Below are 18301 nucleotides of genomic sequence, written 5' to 3' on the forward strand. Positions count from 1 at the left end.
GGAAAACTTATGCAAAATAATGCAAATGAGGTGGCAGCAACCACCAAAGTTGAACAATCACCTTCTAACTTCAAGGTGATTTTGAATGAATTTCGCAAAGATAAAGTTGCTGTCGTTTCGTTAATCCTAGCAGTGTTCATCATCCTCGCTGCATTCATTGGCTCAATGATGTTCAATGTCGGTGGTGCAACAGAGGTTAATATTTTGGATCGCTACATGGCGCCTGGAACAGGCGGCTATATCCTTGGTACTGATGAAGGCGGCCGTGACATGTTCAAATATCTGTTCTTTGCAGCGCGAAACTCGATCACCATTGGGATTTCCGTTGCCTTGATCATTGAATTTGTAGGTGTCGTGCTAGGCACAATCTCAGGCTACTTTGGCGGTTGGATTGACGCTGTGATCATGCGATTGGTCGATTTTTGGATGATCATTCCATCATTGCTGGTTATCATTGTCCTGGTCACGATTATTCCGCAGTACAACGTCATCACCATTATTTTGATTATGGCGGCATTCTACTGGATGACGACCACCCGACTGATGCGATCACTAGTTCTCTCTGAAGCGCGTAGTGAGTATGTCATGGCCTCGAAAACATCGGGGACGTCTAATTTCAAGATCATGTTCGCCGGCGTCTTGCCAAATATCAGCTCATTGATCATTACTGATTTGACCTTGACCATCGCGAGCTCTATTGGGATTGAAACAGCACTGTCATTCTTGGGCTTTGGCTTACCGATGGAGACGCCAAGTTTAGGCACGCTCATAGGATATGCATCCAACCCAGATTTGATTTTTAATCGTTGGTGGGTTTGGTTTCCAGCTGTATTGGTGTTGTTGACATTATCTCTATCGATCAATTTTGTGGGCCAGGCATTACGGCGTGCGGCGGATTCAAGACAGCGTCGTGGGTGAGTTTAAGTTCTATTTTCTGAAAATTGCTGGAGAGACACTTAGAGAAATCGAAGTGTCTCTCTTTTTTTGAAGAAAAAAAGTAAAAATTGTGCCCAAATATTGGTTTTTTTGTTCTAATTATGCTATCATTTAACTCACATGAAGCGTTGCTTCGTTTACATAGTGCGATGACGACGCGGAAGGGGGAAGAAGTATGAAAAAGCGTTCTGTGCTCGGAATGATCACGCTCGCTACCGCTTTATCAATTACCTTGGTAGCCTGTGGTAGTAAGAGCTCGAACTCCAGCTCAAGTACAACTAATAAAGCTGTGAAGTTCCCAGTTTCTTATAACAACTCCGCCAAGGCGATCAAGGGCGGCAATGTCAATGTGGCGGTGGTTGATGACTCACCATTTAAGGGGGTTTTCAACGAAGAGCTTTATACTGATAACTACGATTATCAATATATGCAACCTGCTGCAGAATCATTATTTGCTTATAACAGCACCTTTAAGTTTAACAATAATGGGGCTGCAAGCCTAAAGCAGAACAATAGTGCGAAGACGTTGACGGTTACCATTAAACCTAATGTTAAGTGGTCTGATGGTCAGCCCGTCGTTGCGCGAGATTTAGTTTATGCCTACGAGATCATGGCTAATAAAGCAACCAAGAGTCAACGCTACACTGAGTCTTTGCAGAATATTGAAGGCTTGACCGAATATCACGATGGAAAAGCTGATTCAATTTCAGGTTTGACCATGCCTAAGGGCGACAATGGTAACACAATGGTTATTCATTTTAAAGAAATGAAACCATCCTTTAACACCTCAGGAAACGGTTACTTCCTCGAAAATGCGGCACCGTATCACTATTTACATGATGTAGCGTTTGACAAACTTGAATCTAGTGACAAAGTGCGTAAGCAACCACTGTTCTTCGGACCATACAAGATGAGTAAGATTGTTGCCGGCCAAAGCATTGAATATACTCCTAACCAATATTATTGGAAGGGCAAGCCAGGTTTGAACAAGATTACCTTTGAAAATGTCTCGACAGCTTCCATCACATCTGCGCTGAAGAATCATAAGTATGATGTCGTTTACAACATGCCACCTGATACTTACAACGATTGGAAGAGTATTGGTGGTTATGATAACTTGGGACATCAAAGTCTTGCCTATAATTACATTGGTTTTAAGTTAGGTAAGTGGGACGACAGTAAAGGTGAAAACGTATATAATCCTAAGGCAAAGATGGCTAACAAGAGTTTGCGTCAAGCAATGGGTTATGCGATGAACAACGATCAGGTTGCTTCTAAGTTTTACAATGGCACTCGTTCCCGTGCAACAACCCTGATTCCGCCAGTCTTTGGTAAAGATGTCCATGCTGACATTGACGGTTATAACTTGAACATCAAGAAGGCAAACAGCTTGCTTGACAAGGCCGGTTATAAGAAGGGCAAAGATGGTTATCGGACCGATCCTGATGGCAAGAAGTTGACAATCAACTTTGCAACAATGGCTGGTGGGTCGACCGCACAACCTTTGGCGCAAAATTACATTCAACAGTGGAAAAAGATTGGTTTGCGCGTTAAGCTGACAACCGGGCGTCCAATTGAATTTAATTCGTTCTACGACAAGATTCAAAAGGATGACAAGGGTGTTGATGTTTATGCAGCAGCTTGGAGTCTTTCTTCTGACCCTTCACCAATGGATCTATTCTCAATTAAGGCGCCATTTAACTATACCCGTTTTGTTTCTTCTAAGAATACGGAGTTGTTGGATGATATTGATGGCCAAAAGGCGATGAATCCTGCATATCGTGCCAAAGCTTTGAAAGCTTGGCAGAAATATGCTAATGACGAAGCTTTCGCAATCCCAACGCTTTATCGCCAAGAGATTTTCCCAGTAAACAAACGTGTAAAGAACGCGAGTGTTGACTATGCAACTGCAAATTATTTGAACTGGGGTAAGATTGCTGTTACCAGCAACAACCGAGCTTCTAAGTAATAAACGCTAGATCCTAAAGGACACCTGCAATCGCAGGTGTCTTTTTTTGTGCGCTCTTGTATAATTAGAAGGTAATAAAAAAAGAGCGCGTGAATGCGTCCGGTTTAGCAACGGCGTGTCAGCTGCTTAGAAGTGATAGCCAGCGCCTGATAGGTACTTCTAAACTTATGACCCAAGCCGTTCACGAGCTCATGCATGCATTTTCGAGGAGGATTTTTAATGGTTGCCTCAGAGTTTGTGAGTGAATTGCGTCAACGTTATGGGATCGAGTTTCATGATCTCAGTCTTTTGGATGAGGCGTTTACGCATTCCTCATATGTGAATGAACATAAAGAATTAGGTTTAAAAGACAATGAACGATTGGAATTTTTAGGCGATGCTGTCTTGGAATTGACAGTTTCAGATTATTTGTATCGCAAGTTTCCCGACAAACCCGAAGGCGATCTCACCCGAATTCGGGCAGCGGCTGTTCAGACAGCGGCCTTCTCGGCTTTTTCAAAAGAAGCGCATTTCGACCGGTATATTAAACTTGGTAAAGGTGAGGAAAAGGCTGGGGCGCGGAAACGCTTAACGTTGTTAGAAGATTTATTTGAGGCCTTCAATGGCGCCTTATACCTTGATCAAGGACGCGATGCCAACATTCGGTTTGCTCAGCAGATTATTTTCCCGAAAATTGATGCGGGAGAGTTTTCAGCCGATCAAGACCACAAAACGGCTTTACAGGAAGTTTTGCAGCAAAATGGTGATGTGGCGATTGTTTATCACTTATTAGATGAGCAGGGACCAGCCCATGAGCGGCAGTTCCACGTTGATGTCGAAGTCGATGGCCGGGTTTTGGGTACCGGTTTTGGCAAGAATAAGAAAGCGGCTGAGCAAGCTGCTGCAAAAGCTGCATTAGCCAGCTTGAAACGGTAAGTAGAATTGGGGTCATCATGCAATTAAAGCGTTTAATCATTAATGGCTTCAAATCATTTGCAGACAAAACTGAGATTGATTTTGTGTCGGGTTTAACTGGGATTGTCGGACCTAATGGCAGTGGCAAAAGTAATATCACTGAGGCCATCCGCTGGGCCTTAGGCGAACAAAGTGCTAAAAGCTTGCGCGGCGAACGGATGGGCGATGTGATTTTTGCAGGCACTGATACGCGACCAGCGCTTAATCGTGCATCTGTCACGATGACTTTTGATAATCATGATGGTTATCTGAAAAATCAACCTGATGAAGTTTCTGTCACTCGGCGACTTTATCGAGATGGGACATCTGAATTTTTATTAAATGGTCAAGATGTTCGGCTGAAAGATATCGTGGATTTGTTCATGGATTCCGGCTTAGGGCGTGAAAGCTTTTCGTTCATTTCCCAAGGTCGGGTTGAAGCCATATTTAATAGTAAACCAGAAGAACGCCGGGGCATTATTGAAGAAGCCGCTGGCGTTTATAAATATAAGCAACAGAAAACCAAAGCAGAACGAGAACTCGCCAATAACGATGATAATCTGGCGCGGATCAACGATATTATCGTGGAATTGAAGCATCAGGTGGAACCATTACGTGAGCAGGCTTCGTTGGCTAAGGACTATCAACAACAATCCGGCGAGTATCATCAGATTCATCAAACTTTATTAGCCTTAGAGATCGAACAACTAGCGACCGAACAGGAGAAAACCCAAGGTGAGGCTAAGGTCACCAAGGAAACCATCGCCGCTTTGACGGCGAAGGTTAAAGATTTGGAAGATCAGTCGGAGCGGTTAAGTGCCGTAGATCGACAGTTTGAGAACCAGCTTAATCAGTTGAATGACCAGGTCTTGAGCCGGTCGATGAAGCTTGAGAATCTTAGCGGAGAAGCCAACCTATCTAGTGAACGTTCTGCTAATGCTGAAACCACGTTGGCCGATTTAAAGGAACGACTGGCGCGTGCTCAACAAGCGTTAACGGAAGCAAATCAGCGACTGAAGGAACTTAAGACAAAAACAACTGCTGCCGCCGAAAAAGAGCAAGCAATTAAGCAAGAATTGGCCCAGCAAAAGCAGGCAAACCAGGATCCAGCCAAACTGAATCAACAAGTGGAAGTAGCCCAGAATCATTATATTGATCTGTTAAAATCACAGGCCGATAACAAAAATGCTCAGGCTGCTTTACAAAAAGATCAACAGTTAGCCGCCAGCCAAAATGCAGCGCATGATCGTCGGATTTACGAACTAAGTAAACATGCACAGGATCAGGAAGCCAAGGTCACTGCATTATTGACGCAACAGCAACAGTTGCAAGCAGAGGTTGATGAACAGCAAACAGCCGTTGAGCAGGCCAAAACTGATCGTGATCTATTGCAGCAACAACGGGCGGCCCAACAGCAAGCTTATCAAGACGAGCTGGCCACTTATCAGCGCAGTCGGGCGCGATATGAAACGTTATCCGAACTGAATGATGATTATGCTGGCTTTTACAATGGGGTTCGGGTGGTTTTAAAGCATAAGGATCAACTTCCCGGAGTGATTGGTGCGGTCGCAGAATTACTTGAGGTTCCAACTGCCTATCAACAGGCGTTTGACTTAGCCTTGGGTAGCAACTTACAGGCCATTGTGACCCGTGACGAAGCGGCTGCACAACGCGCCATTAGCCTGCTCAAGCAACAACGAGCAGGTAGGGCGACTTTCCTGCCGGCTGCCGTTATGCGGCCGAGAGAGCTGCCCAGTGCGGTTCTACAGTTGGTTGAAGGTGCTGAAGGCTTTTTAGGCACTGGGTTGCAATTAGCCCAATATCCTGCAGATTTGGCACACGTCATGGCGAACTTACTCGGCAGCGTTTTGATGGTGGATACCTTGCCACATGCCATCGCGATTGCCAATACCACCCACCATCGTTATCGAATTGTCACAACAGCTGGCGACATTTTAAATCCGGGGGGTTCGTTGACTGGGGGCCAAGTCAAGCAGGGACGCCAAGCATCGCCGCTTGCTCGCAGTCAAGAGGCCCGGCATTTAAAGGTCCAACTGCAAACGCTTGTTGAAACATTAAAGGCAAAGCAAGCTGATCTGACTGCTTTGACGAAAAAAGAAAACGTGGCCCAGGCAGCTTGGCAAACGGCTTCCCAACAGGCACAGGCATTAACCGCAAAGTTGACAACAATTACGAGTCAGCACACAGCCCAAGCGGAAACCTTGCGTCAGGCGCAACGTCAGCTGGCAGCGGCACAACAAGCAGATACGGCGCAGGCAGATCTTAGTGCCAAATTAACTGAGTTGCAGCACCAAGGTAAAAAATTGGTTCAAGATATTGCTGAAGCACAAGCAACTATTGAAAATGCTAAGGCGGCTGTTGCGGCGGCAACGGCATCCAGCACCCAGCATGCAGCAACGGTTAATGCGTTGAAGACCAAGCTAGCAGTCACAACCAATGATTTACAGACCTTGAATGACCAGCAACGGCAATGGCAGACGCAAGCACGGGATGCGCAAGCCCAAGCGACCGATTTGCAACAACGAATTGAGCACATTACTGCGACGGCCGAAGAAACTGCTGCAGAAAAGGCCAGTCGTACCGCTACGATCGCGAATTTGCAAACTGAATTAAAGCAGCTCAAGGCGGATCAAACCAAATTAACACAACAAAAGGCGGAAAATCGTGGTAAGCTGAGTCAAATATCGGCGCGTATTACGACCACTTATGAGCAGCAACACCAAGCTATGGCAACTTCTGAGCAGCAAGCGGTTGCTTTGAATCGAGTTAAACTAGGTTTGGATGCTCGGTTGAATACTTTAGCCGAGGATTATCAGTTGACTTACGAGGCCGCTAAGGAAGCAGTGACAGCCGATCACGCGCCAATTCCTGAATTGAAAAGTAAACTCAAGCTTTTAAAGCGTGGCATTGATGAGTTGGGACCGGTGAACCTCAACGCAATTGATCAGTTTAAGGAAGTCAATGAACGCTACGAATTTCTCACCAAGCAGCAAGATGATCTTCTAGAGGCTAAGCAGCAGTTAGAAGAAACGATGCACGAATTGGATGAAACGGTCAAAACAAGATTTAAGGATATGTTTGATCAGACCAATAGTGCTTTTGAAGCAATTTTCCCGCAAATGTTTGGTGGCGGTCATGCACATTTGAGCCTTACGAATCCGGATGATTTGCTCGCAACAGGGATCGAGATTTCCGCTCAGCCGCCTGGCAAAAAACTGACTCGGCTTTCCCTTCTATCCGGTGGCGAACGGGCGCTAACGGCGATTGTTCTGTTATTTGCAATTTTAAAAGTGCGTCCGGTACCATTCTCCATCCTCGATGAAGTTGAAGCTTCGTTAGATGATGTTAATGTCAATCGATTTGGTGAATTCTTACGGCATTATGCTAGCGCCACACAATTTATTGTCATCACTCACCGGCATGGCACGATGGTTGCAGCGAATGTATTGTATGGTGTCACGATGCAAGAATCAGGTGTTAGCCGAATTATGGCTGTTAGTCTGGATCAATCACAGAAAGAAGCGATCAATTAATGGGACTTTTTGATGCGATCAAAAAGGCGTTTACCGGTGATGAACCGGAAACGCCTGAAGAAAATAAATATGATGAGGGCCTAGAAAAAAGCCGCAGCAGTTTTGGTGAAAAGCTCAATGCACTGTTTGCTAATTTTCGTAGTGTCGACGAAGACTTTTTTGACAATCTTGAAGAGATGCTGATTGAGTCTGATGTCGGCTTTGAAACGGCAGTTAAGCTTAGTGACGACCTGCGTGAAGAAGTTAAGCTTAAAAATGCCAAAGACCCTAAGGCCGTTTCCCGTGTGATTGTGGAGAAGCTGGTGGATATGTATGGCGATGCTGGTAAGGATGAAGACAATGCCCTACATTTTGCTGAATCAGGGCCAAGTGTGTTCCTGTTTGTCGGCGTCAACGGTGCTGGTAAGACAACAACGGTCGGCAAGCTTGCCCACCAGCTAAAGGAAGAAGGCAAGCGGGTACTGCTAGTTGCTGCCGATACATTCCGTGCTGGTGCCATCCAGCAATTGCAGGAATGGGGTCGCCGGGTTGATGTACCTGTCGTTGCCACGAAAGAAGGCGGCGATCCGGCCGCGGTGGTTTTTGATGGCGTCAAACGCGCCAAGGATGAGCAATTTGATGTTGTGCTCGTTGATACAGCTGGCCGATTGCAAAACAAGGTCAACTTGATGAATGAGCTTAACAAAATCAAGCGGGTCATTGTCCGCGAATTGCCGGATGCACCACAGGAAGTCTTGCTGGTTTTGGATGCGACAACCGGTCAAAATGCACTTAATCAGGCTAAGGAGTTTAATCAAACAACTAAAATCACTGGAATTGTTTTGACAAAACTTGACGGTTCAGGGAAGGGCGGAATTGTGTTGGCAATCCGCAATGAACTGCATGTACCGGTCAAACTTGTCGGCCTTGGTGAAAAGATGGACGACTTAAAAGCTTTTGATCCAACTAAATTTGTGGCCGGACTATTTAAGGGTTTGATTAAGGTCGAAGCTTAATTAAAATGAGGAATAACGAAAAAGCGCCGTGCTGGCGAAAAACCAGTACGACGCTTTTTTTATGACATTAAGCTGCTTGCACTTTCTTCTCCCGGCCAAGGATGACCTGTAGGACAATCAAGACAAGGTAACCGATGAGCAGGTAGGTGAACCATGCAGATGGCTGCACCTTACTTGCAAACCAGTATTGTTGCCATGCCGTATTACTCATGATCCAAGCGAATAACCAGCCTAGAAGGCCAAGAATCGCATTAATGATAGCAAAGAACCACAAATTGCCGTTTTCATGGTTGCTCAGGTAAACACATGAGAAGACCAAACTCCACAGTCCCCAAGCAGCGAGAGCGGCAAACACGGCCCAGTAAATAAAGGTTGAGACCATATTCTTCCCTCCAATTTTTCACATGTTCAGTGTACCACGAAACTAGGGGAAACTGGAAGAGCGCGAACAGGCGCGGTTAGAAACCGGAGCATAAGTGGTCTTGAAGCTAAATGGCTGGGTTTTGGCCATTTAGCTTCAAGGTCCTTATGTGCAGGTTTCTGCGGATGCAAATGTGTTTTTGAAGCAATTGCAAGAAAGCAATCTTTTCTTCGACCCTATTTCTTGGCTGTTATCCACCGATAGTCGAAGCTGGCTTTCTACGCTAGCATTTAGCTCCGTGGCCATCAACCTAATTTTTTAAGTAATTGACCATTTTCAGCGATACCGGTATCCTTATACAAGGACCATGTTCAAGCGGCCGGGGAAACTGAGTTGCCGGCAATCATGGGATTAAAGGAATGACATGATGGAAATCGAAAAAAATTATCGCATGAACTCGCTGTTTGAGTTTTACGGGCCGTTATTGACGGACAAGCAGCATGCCTATCTGGCATTATATTACGGTGATGATTACTCACTCGGCGAGATTGCAACCGAGTTTAACGTCTCGCGTCAGGCCGTGTATGACAACATTCGACGCACCGAGGCTAGCTTGGAAGAGTATGAAAAGAAGTTGCATCTTTTCGCCAACTATCAAGCGCAAAATGAAGCTGTAGATACGTTAGTGAGTTATGCACGTACACATTATCCAGACGACAAGGCATTAAGTACCTTATTAGAACGAGTCGCGGATCAAACCGCGAAATAGCAGGGGGAAATTATGGCATTTGAAGGATTATCAGAACGACTGCAGAAGGCTTTCAGCGGACTGCGGCGTAAGGGTAAGGTCAGTGAAAGCGATATTCGCGATGCAATGCGCGAAATTCGTTTAGCTTTGTTGGAAGCCGACGTCAATTTTGATGTTGTCAAAACATTTATTAAAAACGTCCGCACCAAGGCGCTTGGCGCTGAAGTGCTTGAAAGTTTAACCCCATCACAGCAGATCATTAAAATCGTCAATGACGAGTTGGTCAAGACGATGGGCGAGGCGGCAGTGCCACTGAACAAGGCACCACATATTCCGACTGTCATCATGATGGCTGGTTTGCAAGGGGCCGGGAAAACCACAACTGTCGGTAAGTTGTCCAAGTATCTGATGGACAATGACAGTGCGCGGCCATTATTGATCGCTGCTGACGTTTACCGGCCAGCAGCGATTGATCAGTTGCAGACTATCGGCAAACAGCTCAACGTGCCAGTTTTCGAAATGGGAACCGACGTTGATCCGGTCGAAATTGTTCGCCAAGGGTTGGCAACTGCCAAAGAAAATAAGAATGATTATGTACTGATCGATACCGCCGGCCGATTGCAGATTGACGAAAAGCTCATGAACGAGCTGAAAAACATCAAGGAACTAGCCCATCCTAACGACATTTTGCTTGTCGTTGATGCCATGACTGGGCAAGCCGCGGTTGATGTTGCTAAAGGCTTCAATGAGCAGCTAGATATCACCGGTGTTGTTCTGACCAAACTGGACGGGGATACTCGTGGCGGTGCCGCACTGTCCATTCGTGCCGTCACTGGCAAGCCGATCAAGTTCATTGGTCAAGGTGAAAAGATGGATGCGCTGGATGTCTTCTATCCTGATCGCATGGCCAACCGAATTCTGGGCATGGGCGACATGCTCACCTTGATTGACAAGGCACAGAAGAATTACGATGAAAAACAAGCCATGGAAATGGCTGAAAAAATTCGCGAGAATTCTTTTGACTTCAATGATTTTCTGGATCAAATGGATCAGATTAGCAAAATGGGTCCGCTGGAAGATATCATGAAAATGATCCCAGGAATGGCGAACAACAAAGCCTTGGCCAATGTCAAAATGGATCCGAAAGACATTGCCCACATGAAGGCGATAGTTTACTCGATGACACCGCAAGAACGCGAAGATCCAGATCTCCTCAATCCAAGTCGACGGCGGCGGTTGGCTGCAGGTTCTGGCCGGCCAGTGGTTGAAGTCAATCGGATGATTAAGCAGTTTAATCAAAGCAAGCAAATGATGAACCAGATGAGCAAAGGTAACATGAAGGGCCTCGACGGTCTCATGGGCGGCGGCGTTTCTGGCAAACTTGGCAAAATGGCGATGAACTCAATGGTCCGTAAACAAAAGAAGAACAAGAAACGTCGGCTGAAAAATGCCAAGCGTTTCCATTCCTAAAAATCAATTTTTTCCTGACCAGCCAATTAGGAACAGGACCGTTGCCAAACGACACATTTTACCTGTGTAAAGAAAAAAGGCTTTACAGCTTAAAATATTTTTGCTATGCTATCAAGGTTGATAAATGAGCAGGAGGTGGACTTAGTGGCAGTTAAAATTCGTTTAAAGCGGATGGGTTCAAAGCGTAAGCCTTTCTACCGGATCGTTGTAGCAGACTCACGCTCCCCGCGTGACGGTCGTTTCATCGAAGCCGTGGGCTATTACAACCCGTTGACTAATCCAGTCGATTTGAAATTAAATGAAGAAGATATTTTGAACTGGCTTCAAAAAGGCGCACAACCTTCAGATACTGTACGTAACTTGCTTGGTAGCAAGGGCATCATGCAGAAGTATCACGAAGCGCGCTTTGCCAAGAAATAAAGGCGGTTATCAATGGTGGATATCGGCAGCTTGATTCAAGCAATCGTCACCCCGTTGGTTACACAACCAGAAGCCGTCAAGGTGACTGCGCATGAAACAGGTGATTACATGGCCTTTGATTTGGCTGTGGCACCTGAAGATGTCGGCCGCGTGATCGGCAAACAAGGTCGGGTTGCGCAAGCGATCCGAACCATTGTATATAGTGTCAAAAGCCCGTACAACAAGCGGGTGCGGCTCAATATTTTGGATGCATCGCATGCAGAATAAAAAGACTGACGCATACCGCGTCGGTCTTTTTATTTTGAAAGAGCGTTCGCTGGCCCGGTTAGAAACCGGAGCATAAGCGGCCATTTAGGTTCAAGGTCCTTATGTGGAGGTTTCTGGGCCAGCGAGCGCGTTTAGAGGAGGAAGAACATGCCAGATTATTATGACATCGGCACCATTGTGAACACGCACGGTATTCGTGGCGAAGTACGCGTCCTTGTCACGACCGATTTCCCGGCCGATCGTTTTAAGGTTGGTAACACTGTTTATGTGGCAACATCACCAAAAACTGCCTTAACGATTCAATCCGTGCGAGAACACAAGGGGCTCACCTTGCTGACCTTTAAGGATTACACCGATATTAATCAAGTCCTGCCATTTAAAGGCAAGAAACTACAAGTTACCGAGACAGCGTTACAACCGCTGGACGAGGGAAGTTACTATTACAAAGACATTATCGGCTTAACGGTTATTGATGAACAAGGCCAGACGCTCGGCAAAGTCAATGAAATCTTAAGCCCGGGTCCCAATGACGTGTGGGTTATTCCTCGTAGCGGTAAAAGCGATATTTTACTGCCTTTCCTAAAATCCGTTGTCCAGTCCATCGACTTAGATCAGAAAGTGGCGCATGTGATCGTGCCGGAAGGGTTGATTGACGATGCAGATTGATGTTTTAAGTCTTTTTCCGAATATGTTTGAGCCGTTGCGCGAAAGCATGATCGGCAAGGCGATTGAACGCGAGCTACTTAATTTTGATGTGGTGGATTATCGCAGCTATAGTCATGACAAGCATCATCATGTTGATGACACGCCATATGGTGGCGGTGCAGGCATGTTGTTGAAACCAGAACCGCTATTTGAGGCGATGGATGGCGTCAACGAGCGTCACCCCGGTCCAAAGCGAGTCATTTTAATGGATCCGGCTGGTAAGAAGTTCAACCATCAAGCCGCTCGAGAGTTATCGCAAGAAGATCATCTCGTCTTCATCTGTGGCCACTACGAAGGCTACGATGAACGCATCCGCACGCTTGTCACCGATGAATATTCATTAGGCGATTACGTTCTCACTGGTGGTGAACTCCCTGCTATGGTCATGATTGACGCTATTGTCCGTCTCCTGCCAGGCGTTCTCGGCAATGATGAAAGTGCCCACACCGATAGCTTCGAGAACGGTCTCCTCGAGTATCCGCAATACACCCGGCCTCCAGAATACCGGGGGATGAAAGTGCCCGAAGTCCTCCAAAATGGCAATCACCAACTCATCGCTCGCTGGCGCCAAAAGGAAAGCCTTCGTCGCACCTATCTTCGCCGTCCAGATCTCTTGAAAACCATTACGCTCGATCAAACTGCTCAAAAACTCTTGCGAGAAGTTAAAACAGAAGAAGCTACTAAGGCGGCAGAAGCAAGATTGAAGAATCAATCCTGAACGCTAGCATACCGTAAAGATTTTCACCTTTACACGTCCAACCAGTCATGGTAAACTTATTGACTGTGATACGTCACACATCAACGACATTCCGCTGGTCGGGATGATTATGAATGTCGGCAAAGGAGAAATACCCATGAACCCATTGATTCAAGAAATTACCAAGAAACAGTTACGCGATGACATTCCAGACTTCCGTCCTGGTGATAACGTCCGTGTCCATGCCAAGATCGTTGAAGGCGAACGCGAACGTATCCAGCTCTTCGAAGGCGTTGTTATCAAGCGTCACGGCGTTGGCATTTCCGCTACTTATACAGTACGTAAGATCTCAAACGGCGTTGGTGTGGAACGGACATTCCCGTTACATTCACCACGTGTTGAAAAGATCGAAGTTACCCGTCACGGCCAAGTTCGTCGGGCAAAGCTCTACTACCTGCGCGCATTACGTGGGAAAGCAGCTCGTATCCGCGAAAAGCGTCGTTAATACTGGAAAAAGGCCGGCAAACGGTCTTTTTTTTTGAGCGTGAGCCAGCCCGCTTAGAAACCGGAGCATAAGTGGCCTCAAGCCTAAATGGCTGGGCTTTGGCCAAATTAGGCTTGAGGCCCTTATGTGCAGGTTTCTGGGCTGGCAAGCGCGTTATAGCGAAGCATGAGTAGGATGGAAAACTCGTACACGCAAAAAAGAAGCACTCACAGACTCGAGGTGAAGGCTGATGGATGATCAGCTTGTCTACATCGTCTACTATGCGGATCAGTCGGCACCGACTGAGTTGTTGAAAGCCTTCTCGTCAGAACGACGAGCCGCAGAATATGTTGCGATGTTAAAGAATGCGCCTTATCCTAAGCATGAGGCGGCGAATTATCGTTACGCCGCAGTGCAACTCAACTGATGCACGCCACTGAAATTGTAGGAGGTAGCATGATGGCAGAACAACCAAAAGAACGACTGGATCGTATCAATGAATTAGCTAAAAAAGATCGCAGTGTTGGTTTGACACCCGAAGAGAAAATCGAGCGTCAACAATTGCGCGAGGCTTATTTAAAGGACTTTCGTGCCGGATTGCGAGATCAAATCGAGCATACGCAGGTCTTTGATAAAAAAGGCAAGGAGCTCACTAGCAAAAAAGTTCAGAAGATTCAACGTGAACACGGTTGGCGAAAAGATTAGTCTTTTCAACGTCAACCTGCTTTAGTACAATGAAGAATGAAACTTGAAGGAGGCCGCACATTGTTAATCACAGTACTTGTGGGGATCATTGCCTTACTGGTCGGCTTGGCAGGCGGTTTCTTCGGGGCACGGGCTTACATGAAGAAGTATTTTCAGGATAATCCGCCTGTGAACGAAGAAATGCTGCGCACGATGATGATGCAGATGGGGCAAAAACCATCTGCTAAGAAACTGAACCAGATGATGGCGCAAATGAAACAAGCCCAACGTAACGCTAAGTAATTGCTAAGAAAGCGCGATGACAGGAATCACTTTGTCATCGCGCTTTCGTGTCCCAGTGCGTTTGTGCTATGATGAGAGAACGTTAATTATTTTGAGATGCTGATGGGGAAACCATGAGCAAAAGGGTTAAGGAGCAGTGTCGTGGGAATCTTTAGAAAATTAGGTTGGTATTTTAAACAAGAATGGCGCCGGTATTTGCTCGGCGTTACTTTTTTGCTGCTCGTAGCCTTGGTGAATTTGATTCCGCCAAAAGTTATTGGGGATCTCGTTGATGCGATGAGCAAATCTCGGTTAACCAGCAGTCACTTGGCGTGGATGCTGGGGTTATTGCTGTTTTCCGGGGTCGCCCAGTATTTATTCCGGTTTGGTTGGCGTAATGCGATCTGGGGTGGCGCTGCGAAGCTTGAACGAACGTTACGTACGCGGTTATTTTGGCACTTTATGAAAATGGACGCCACGTTTTATCAAAAACACCGTACTGGGGATTTGATGGCGCATGCGACCAATGACCTGAACGCGGTGCAAAACGTTGCCGGGGCCGGTATTTTAACCTTGTTCGACTCCATGATTACTGGCGGCACCACCATCATTGCGATGGTGTTGGTCGTTGACTGGCGGTTGACGATTGTTGCCATTTTGCCAATGCCATTGTTGGCGGTGATGGCACGAAAACTAGGCACCCGCTTGCATGCGGCTTTTTCTGAATCGCAGGCGGCCTTTTCACGTTTGAATGATAAAACGCAGGAAAGTGTCAGCGGCATTAAAGTCATTAAAACATTTGGCCAGGAAGCCGAAGATACGGCAGATTTTAATCAAATTGTCGACCATACCGTGCAAATTAATCGGCGCGTGAATATGATCGATGCCTTATTTGATCCAACGACAAGTCTGATCATGGGCTTAACCTATGTCATCACGATCATCTATGGCGGCTGGCAGGTCGTTCATGGACAAATCACGATTGGCCAACTGGTTTCCTTTGTGACGTATGTGTCAGCATTAGTGTGGCCGATGTTTGCGATTGGCCGATTGTTTAACATTCTAGAACGTGGGAATGCCAGTTATGATCGGGTCGATGAACTGTTGCAGGAAAAGTCGACGATCCTTGAAGCCAAAGACGCGATTACGACACCAGCGCATGGCGATATTCGTTATCAAATCAATAAATTTAGTTATCCGGATGATCAACAGGTCGCTTTAAGCCGTGTCCATTTTACGCTGCCTGAAGGTCACACGCTAGGGATTGTCGGCAAGGTCGGCGCCGGGAAGAGCACTATTTTTAAGTTGCTTTTACGCGAGTTTGATAACTACGATGGCGTGATTGAGTTTGGCGGCCATAATATCAAAGATTATTCACTGGACGCCTTGTTAGATTCGATCGGTTATGTGCCACAGGACAACTTCTTATTCTCGACAACAGTTGCCGATAACATTCGCTTTTCAGCGTTCGAAAAGGGACAACAGGATGTTGAGCAAGCGGCTAAAGAAAGTGCTGTTCACGAGGACATTAAAAAGTTTGCGGCTGGCTATGACACGCTGGTGGGTGAAAAAGGAGTCAGTCTGTCAGGCGGTCAAAAGCAACGGCTGTCTATCGCACGAGCAGTGATCAACGCGCCTGAACTCTTGATTCTCGATGATGCCTTGTCTGCAGTGGATGCTAAAACCGAAGAAGAAATTTTAGCCAACATGAAGCAGGATCGTGCCCATAAGACGACAATCATTGCTGCTCATCGTCTCAGCTCAGTGATGCATGCGGATGAGATTCTCGTCCTTGAAAATGGTCAGGTGATTGAGCGCGGGACTCATGAACAATTAATTACCAAGCATGGCTGGTATGCCGAAATGTGGGCAAAACAAGAAATGGAAGCAGCGGAAGAAGGTGAATCACTTGGCAAGTAAGGGTTATGAGAGTGCCTGGTCGAAAAGTATTCCGATTCGACAACAACTCAAAATTATGAAGCGGCTGATGGGGTACACTAAGCCGTATAAGCGACAGTTCGTTGGCGCCATTGTGGCGGCTGCGTTGCTTGCAGGCATGAACGTTTTGCTACCATTCATTCTCCAACAGTTCATGGATCGTTATTTGGCCAATCAAAGTGCAACGGTTCAGATTCTGCTGCTGTTTGCAGTACTCTATGCATTTGGCACGCTCGTTAAAGCTGTTTTCCAATTTTTTCAGACATTTTTATTCAACATGGGCGCAGAGCGCGGCTTAGAAGATGCTCGCCGTCAGCTGTTTGCCAAACTGCACACGTTAGGTATGCGGTATTTTGATCAAACGCCAGCTGGTTCGATTGTGTCGCGTGTCACCAATGACACAATGACATTTTCCGATTTCTGGAACGTCATTTTAGCTGTTATCGTCGGGTTATTCTCAGTTATTAGCAGTTTTGCCATCATGTTTGCGGCCAATCCAAAGATAGCCTTGATGGTCGCTGCCTTTCTGCCCATTTTGCTCATAGTGGTCTGGTATTACAGCACGTACAGTTCCAAGGTTTATCGGCACATGCGTGAAAAACTGTCAGAGTTGAATACCCAACTGAACGAATCTATTGAAGGCATCGGCATCATTCAGCAGTTTCGTCAGGAAAATCGCATCAGTCAAGAATTCGAAGCGACGAATGAGGAATATCTGGACTCACGTAAGGCGATGATTCGCGTCAATTCTTTGTTGCTGTCATCAGTGATTAACTTGTTATATTCCTTTGCGTTGATTGCGGTTTTATGGGCCTTTGGATTGATTTCGATGCATAGTTACGTGGAAGCTGGACTGATCTATGCGTTCACGACTTACACGGCAAACTTCTTTAATCCGATGGTTAATATGATGGATAACCTTTCGTTTTTGCAGGATGGCGTTGTTGCGGGTAGCCGGATTTTTCGGATTCTCGACAGTCAAGAGTATGCGCCAGCGCAGCATCCTGATGCTCATGCGCTGATCCAACAAGGCAAAATCGAATTCCGGCACGTCAGTTTTGCTTATGATGGCAAGCACGATATTTTGCATGATATCAGCTTCGTTGCCAATCCGGGAGAAACCGTGGCCTTGGTCGGGCACACCGGTTCCGGAAAAAGCTCGATTATCAACGTTATGATGCGGTTCTACGAGTTTGGTGAAGGCCAGATTTTAATTGATGACGTGGACATTCGTGACTATCCCATGCCAGAATTGCGGAAAAAATTAGGATTAGTATTGCAGGATTCATTCATGTTCTATGGCGATATCAGTAGCAACATTCGCTTGTTCAATGACAGTATCACCGATGAGCAAGTGAAACAGGCGGCTGAGTTTGTGCAAGCTGATCGCTTTATCGATAAACTACCAGGCACCTATCATGCCAAGGTTATTGAAGGTGGCACTGAGTTTTCCAGCGGCGAACGACAACTGATTTCCTTTGCCCGCACAGTGGTGACTGACCCGAAAATTCTCGTACTGGACGAAGCGACGGCCAACATTGATATGGAAACAGAGTCCGTTATTCAAGAAGGCTTGCGTCGGATTCGGCAAGGGCGAACGACAATTGCAATTGCCCATCGGCTATCAACGATTCAAGATGCCGACCTGATTTTAGTTTTGAATGCAGGTCGAATTGTTGAACGCGGCACGCATGACGAATTGTTAGCCAAGCGTGGCCGATACTATGAAATGTATCATCTGCAAATTGGCGATCATGCCGAATAAATGCAAATCATTAAAAAGATCCCCAGTACCATGTACAGGCAATTACGCTTGCATACGGTACCGGGGATCTTTTTCAATATAAATCGAATTGAC

18 protein-coding genes are annotated in these 18301 nt (G+C 46.3%); 17 read left to right on the top strand and 1 reads right to left on the bottom strand.

The genetic code is table 11. The features are described from left to right. Nucleotides 1-9 precede the first annotated feature (9 nt). From ACWPAB_RS03290 to ftsY, 5 genes are all read left to right on the top strand, one after another. Nucleotides 10-918 carry an ABC transporter permease gene (locus ACWPAB_RS03290; RefSeq protein WP_003579451.1) on the top strand — a complete coding sequence of 303 codons (909 nt, stop codon included), beginning with the start codon at nucleotides 10-12 and terminating at the stop codon, nucleotides 916-918. Between the two features lie 193 nt (nucleotides 919-1111). Beyond that, nucleotides 1112-2905 (top strand): oligopeptide ABC transporter substrate-binding protein, encoded by a 1794-nt coding sequence (locus tag ACWPAB_RS03295; RefSeq protein ID WP_003579449.1) that lies wholly within the window; start codon nucleotides 1112-1114, stop codon nucleotides 2903-2905. A gap of 219 nt (nucleotides 2906-3124) precedes the next feature. Then, the gene (gene rnc / locus ACWPAB_RS03300) at nucleotides 3125-3820 is read left to right on the top strand and encodes a ribonuclease III (RefSeq protein WP_003575305.1); all 696 of its coding nucleotides are present in this window, start codon (nucleotides 3125-3127) and stop codon (nucleotides 3818-3820) included. A 17-nt stretch (nucleotides 3821-3837) separates the two neighbouring features. After that, entirely contained in the window at nucleotides 3838-7392 is a 3555-nt protein-coding gene (gene smc / locus ACWPAB_RS03305) for a chromosome segregation protein SMC (protein WP_003579447.1), read from the top strand. Beyond that, nucleotides 7392-8387 (top strand): signal recognition particle-docking protein FtsY, encoded by a 996-nt coding sequence (gene ftsY, locus ACWPAB_RS03310; protein ID WP_003579445.1) that lies wholly within the window; start codon nucleotides 7392-7394, stop codon nucleotides 8385-8387. Before smc ends, ftsY begins: the two co-directional genes overlap by 1 nt. A gap of 67 nt (nucleotides 8388-8454) precedes the next feature. On the opposite strand, the gene ACWPAB_RS03315 is transcribed toward ftsY, so the two are convergent. Beyond that, nucleotides 8455-8769 carry a hypothetical protein gene (locus ACWPAB_RS03315; RefSeq protein WP_003564747.1) on the bottom strand — a complete coding sequence of 105 codons (315 nt, stop codon included), beginning with the start codon at nucleotides 8767-8769 and terminating at the stop codon, nucleotides 8455-8457. 406 nt (nucleotides 8770-9175) lie between these two features. Between ACWPAB_RS03315 and ACWPAB_RS03320 the strand changes: the two genes are divergently transcribed. The 12 genes from ACWPAB_RS03320 (at nucleotide 9176) to ACWPAB_RS03375 (ending at nucleotide 18208) form a co-directional block, all read left to right on the top strand. Beyond that, nucleotides 9176-9517 (top strand): putative DNA-binding protein, encoded by a 342-nt coding sequence (locus ACWPAB_RS03320; protein ID WP_003564749.1) that lies wholly within the window; start codon nucleotides 9176-9178, stop codon nucleotides 9515-9517. A gap of 12 nt (nucleotides 9518-9529) precedes the next feature. Further along, nucleotides 9530-10966 carry a signal recognition particle protein gene (gene ffh / locus ACWPAB_RS03325; RefSeq protein ID WP_003564751.1) on the top strand — a complete coding sequence of 479 codons (1437 nt, stop codon included), beginning with the start codon at nucleotides 9530-9532 and terminating at the stop codon, nucleotides 10964-10966. Nucleotides 10967-11110: 144 nt separating this feature from the next. Beyond that, nucleotides 11111-11386: a 30S ribosomal protein S16 gene (gene rpsP, locus ACWPAB_RS03330; RefSeq protein WP_003564756.1), complete on the top strand. Its 276-nt coding sequence runs from the start codon at nucleotides 11111-11113 to the stop codon at nucleotides 11384-11386. 12 nt (nucleotides 11387-11398) lie between these two features. Then, nucleotides 11399-11653, top strand: a complete 255-nt coding sequence (locus ACWPAB_RS03335) for a KH domain-containing protein (protein ID WP_003570439.1) — start codon at nucleotides 11399-11401, stop codon at nucleotides 11651-11653. A 147-nt stretch (nucleotides 11654-11800) separates the two neighbouring features. Next, a complete protein-coding gene (gene rimM / locus ACWPAB_RS03340; protein ID WP_003575298.1) occupies nucleotides 11801-12319 on the top strand; it encodes a ribosome maturation factor RimM in 519 nt (172 codons plus the stop codon). Continuing rightward, the gene (trmD, locus tag ACWPAB_RS03345; protein WP_003564762.1) at nucleotides 12309-13076 is read left to right on the top strand and encodes a tRNA (guanosine(37)-N1)-methyltransferase TrmD; all 768 of its coding nucleotides are present in this window, start codon (nucleotides 12309-12311) and stop codon (nucleotides 13074-13076) included. Before rimM ends, trmD begins: the two co-directional genes overlap by 11 nt. A gap of 136 nt (nucleotides 13077-13212) precedes the next feature. After that, nucleotides 13213-13560, top strand: a complete 348-nt coding sequence (gene rplS / locus ACWPAB_RS03350) for a 50S ribosomal protein L19 (protein ID WP_003564764.1) — start codon at nucleotides 13213-13215, stop codon at nucleotides 13558-13560. Nucleotides 13561-13789: 229 nt separating this feature from the next. Next, nucleotides 13790-13966, top strand: coding sequence for a hypothetical protein (locus ACWPAB_RS03355; RefSeq protein WP_003564766.1), 177 nt, complete (start codon nucleotides 13790-13792; stop codon nucleotides 13964-13966). 32 nt (nucleotides 13967-13998) lie between these two features. After that, entirely contained in the window at nucleotides 13999-14244 is a 246-nt protein-coding gene (locus ACWPAB_RS03360) for a DUF896 domain-containing protein (RefSeq protein WP_003658561.1), read from the top strand. Between the two features lie 60 nt (nucleotides 14245-14304). Further along, nucleotides 14305-14526 (top strand): YneF family protein, encoded by a 222-nt coding sequence (locus tag ACWPAB_RS03365; RefSeq protein WP_003564771.1) that lies wholly within the window; start codon nucleotides 14305-14307, stop codon nucleotides 14524-14526. Nucleotides 14527-14667: 141 nt separating this feature from the next. Continuing rightward, complete coding sequence (locus tag ACWPAB_RS03370; protein ID WP_003575296.1) at nucleotides 14668-16425, top strand: ABC transporter ATP-binding protein; 1758 nt, start codon at nucleotides 14668-14670, stop codon at nucleotides 16423-16425. Beyond that, the gene (locus ACWPAB_RS03375) at nucleotides 16415-18208 is read left to right on the top strand and encodes an ABC transporter ATP-binding protein (RefSeq protein ID WP_076665376.1); all 1794 of its coding nucleotides are present in this window, start codon (nucleotides 16415-16417) and stop codon (nucleotides 18206-18208) included. The genes ACWPAB_RS03370 and ACWPAB_RS03375 overlap by 11 nt, the downstream gene beginning before the upstream one ends. Nucleotides 18209-18301 lie beyond the last annotated feature (93 nt).

This window comes from Lacticaseibacillus sp. 30, assembly GCF_053819265.1.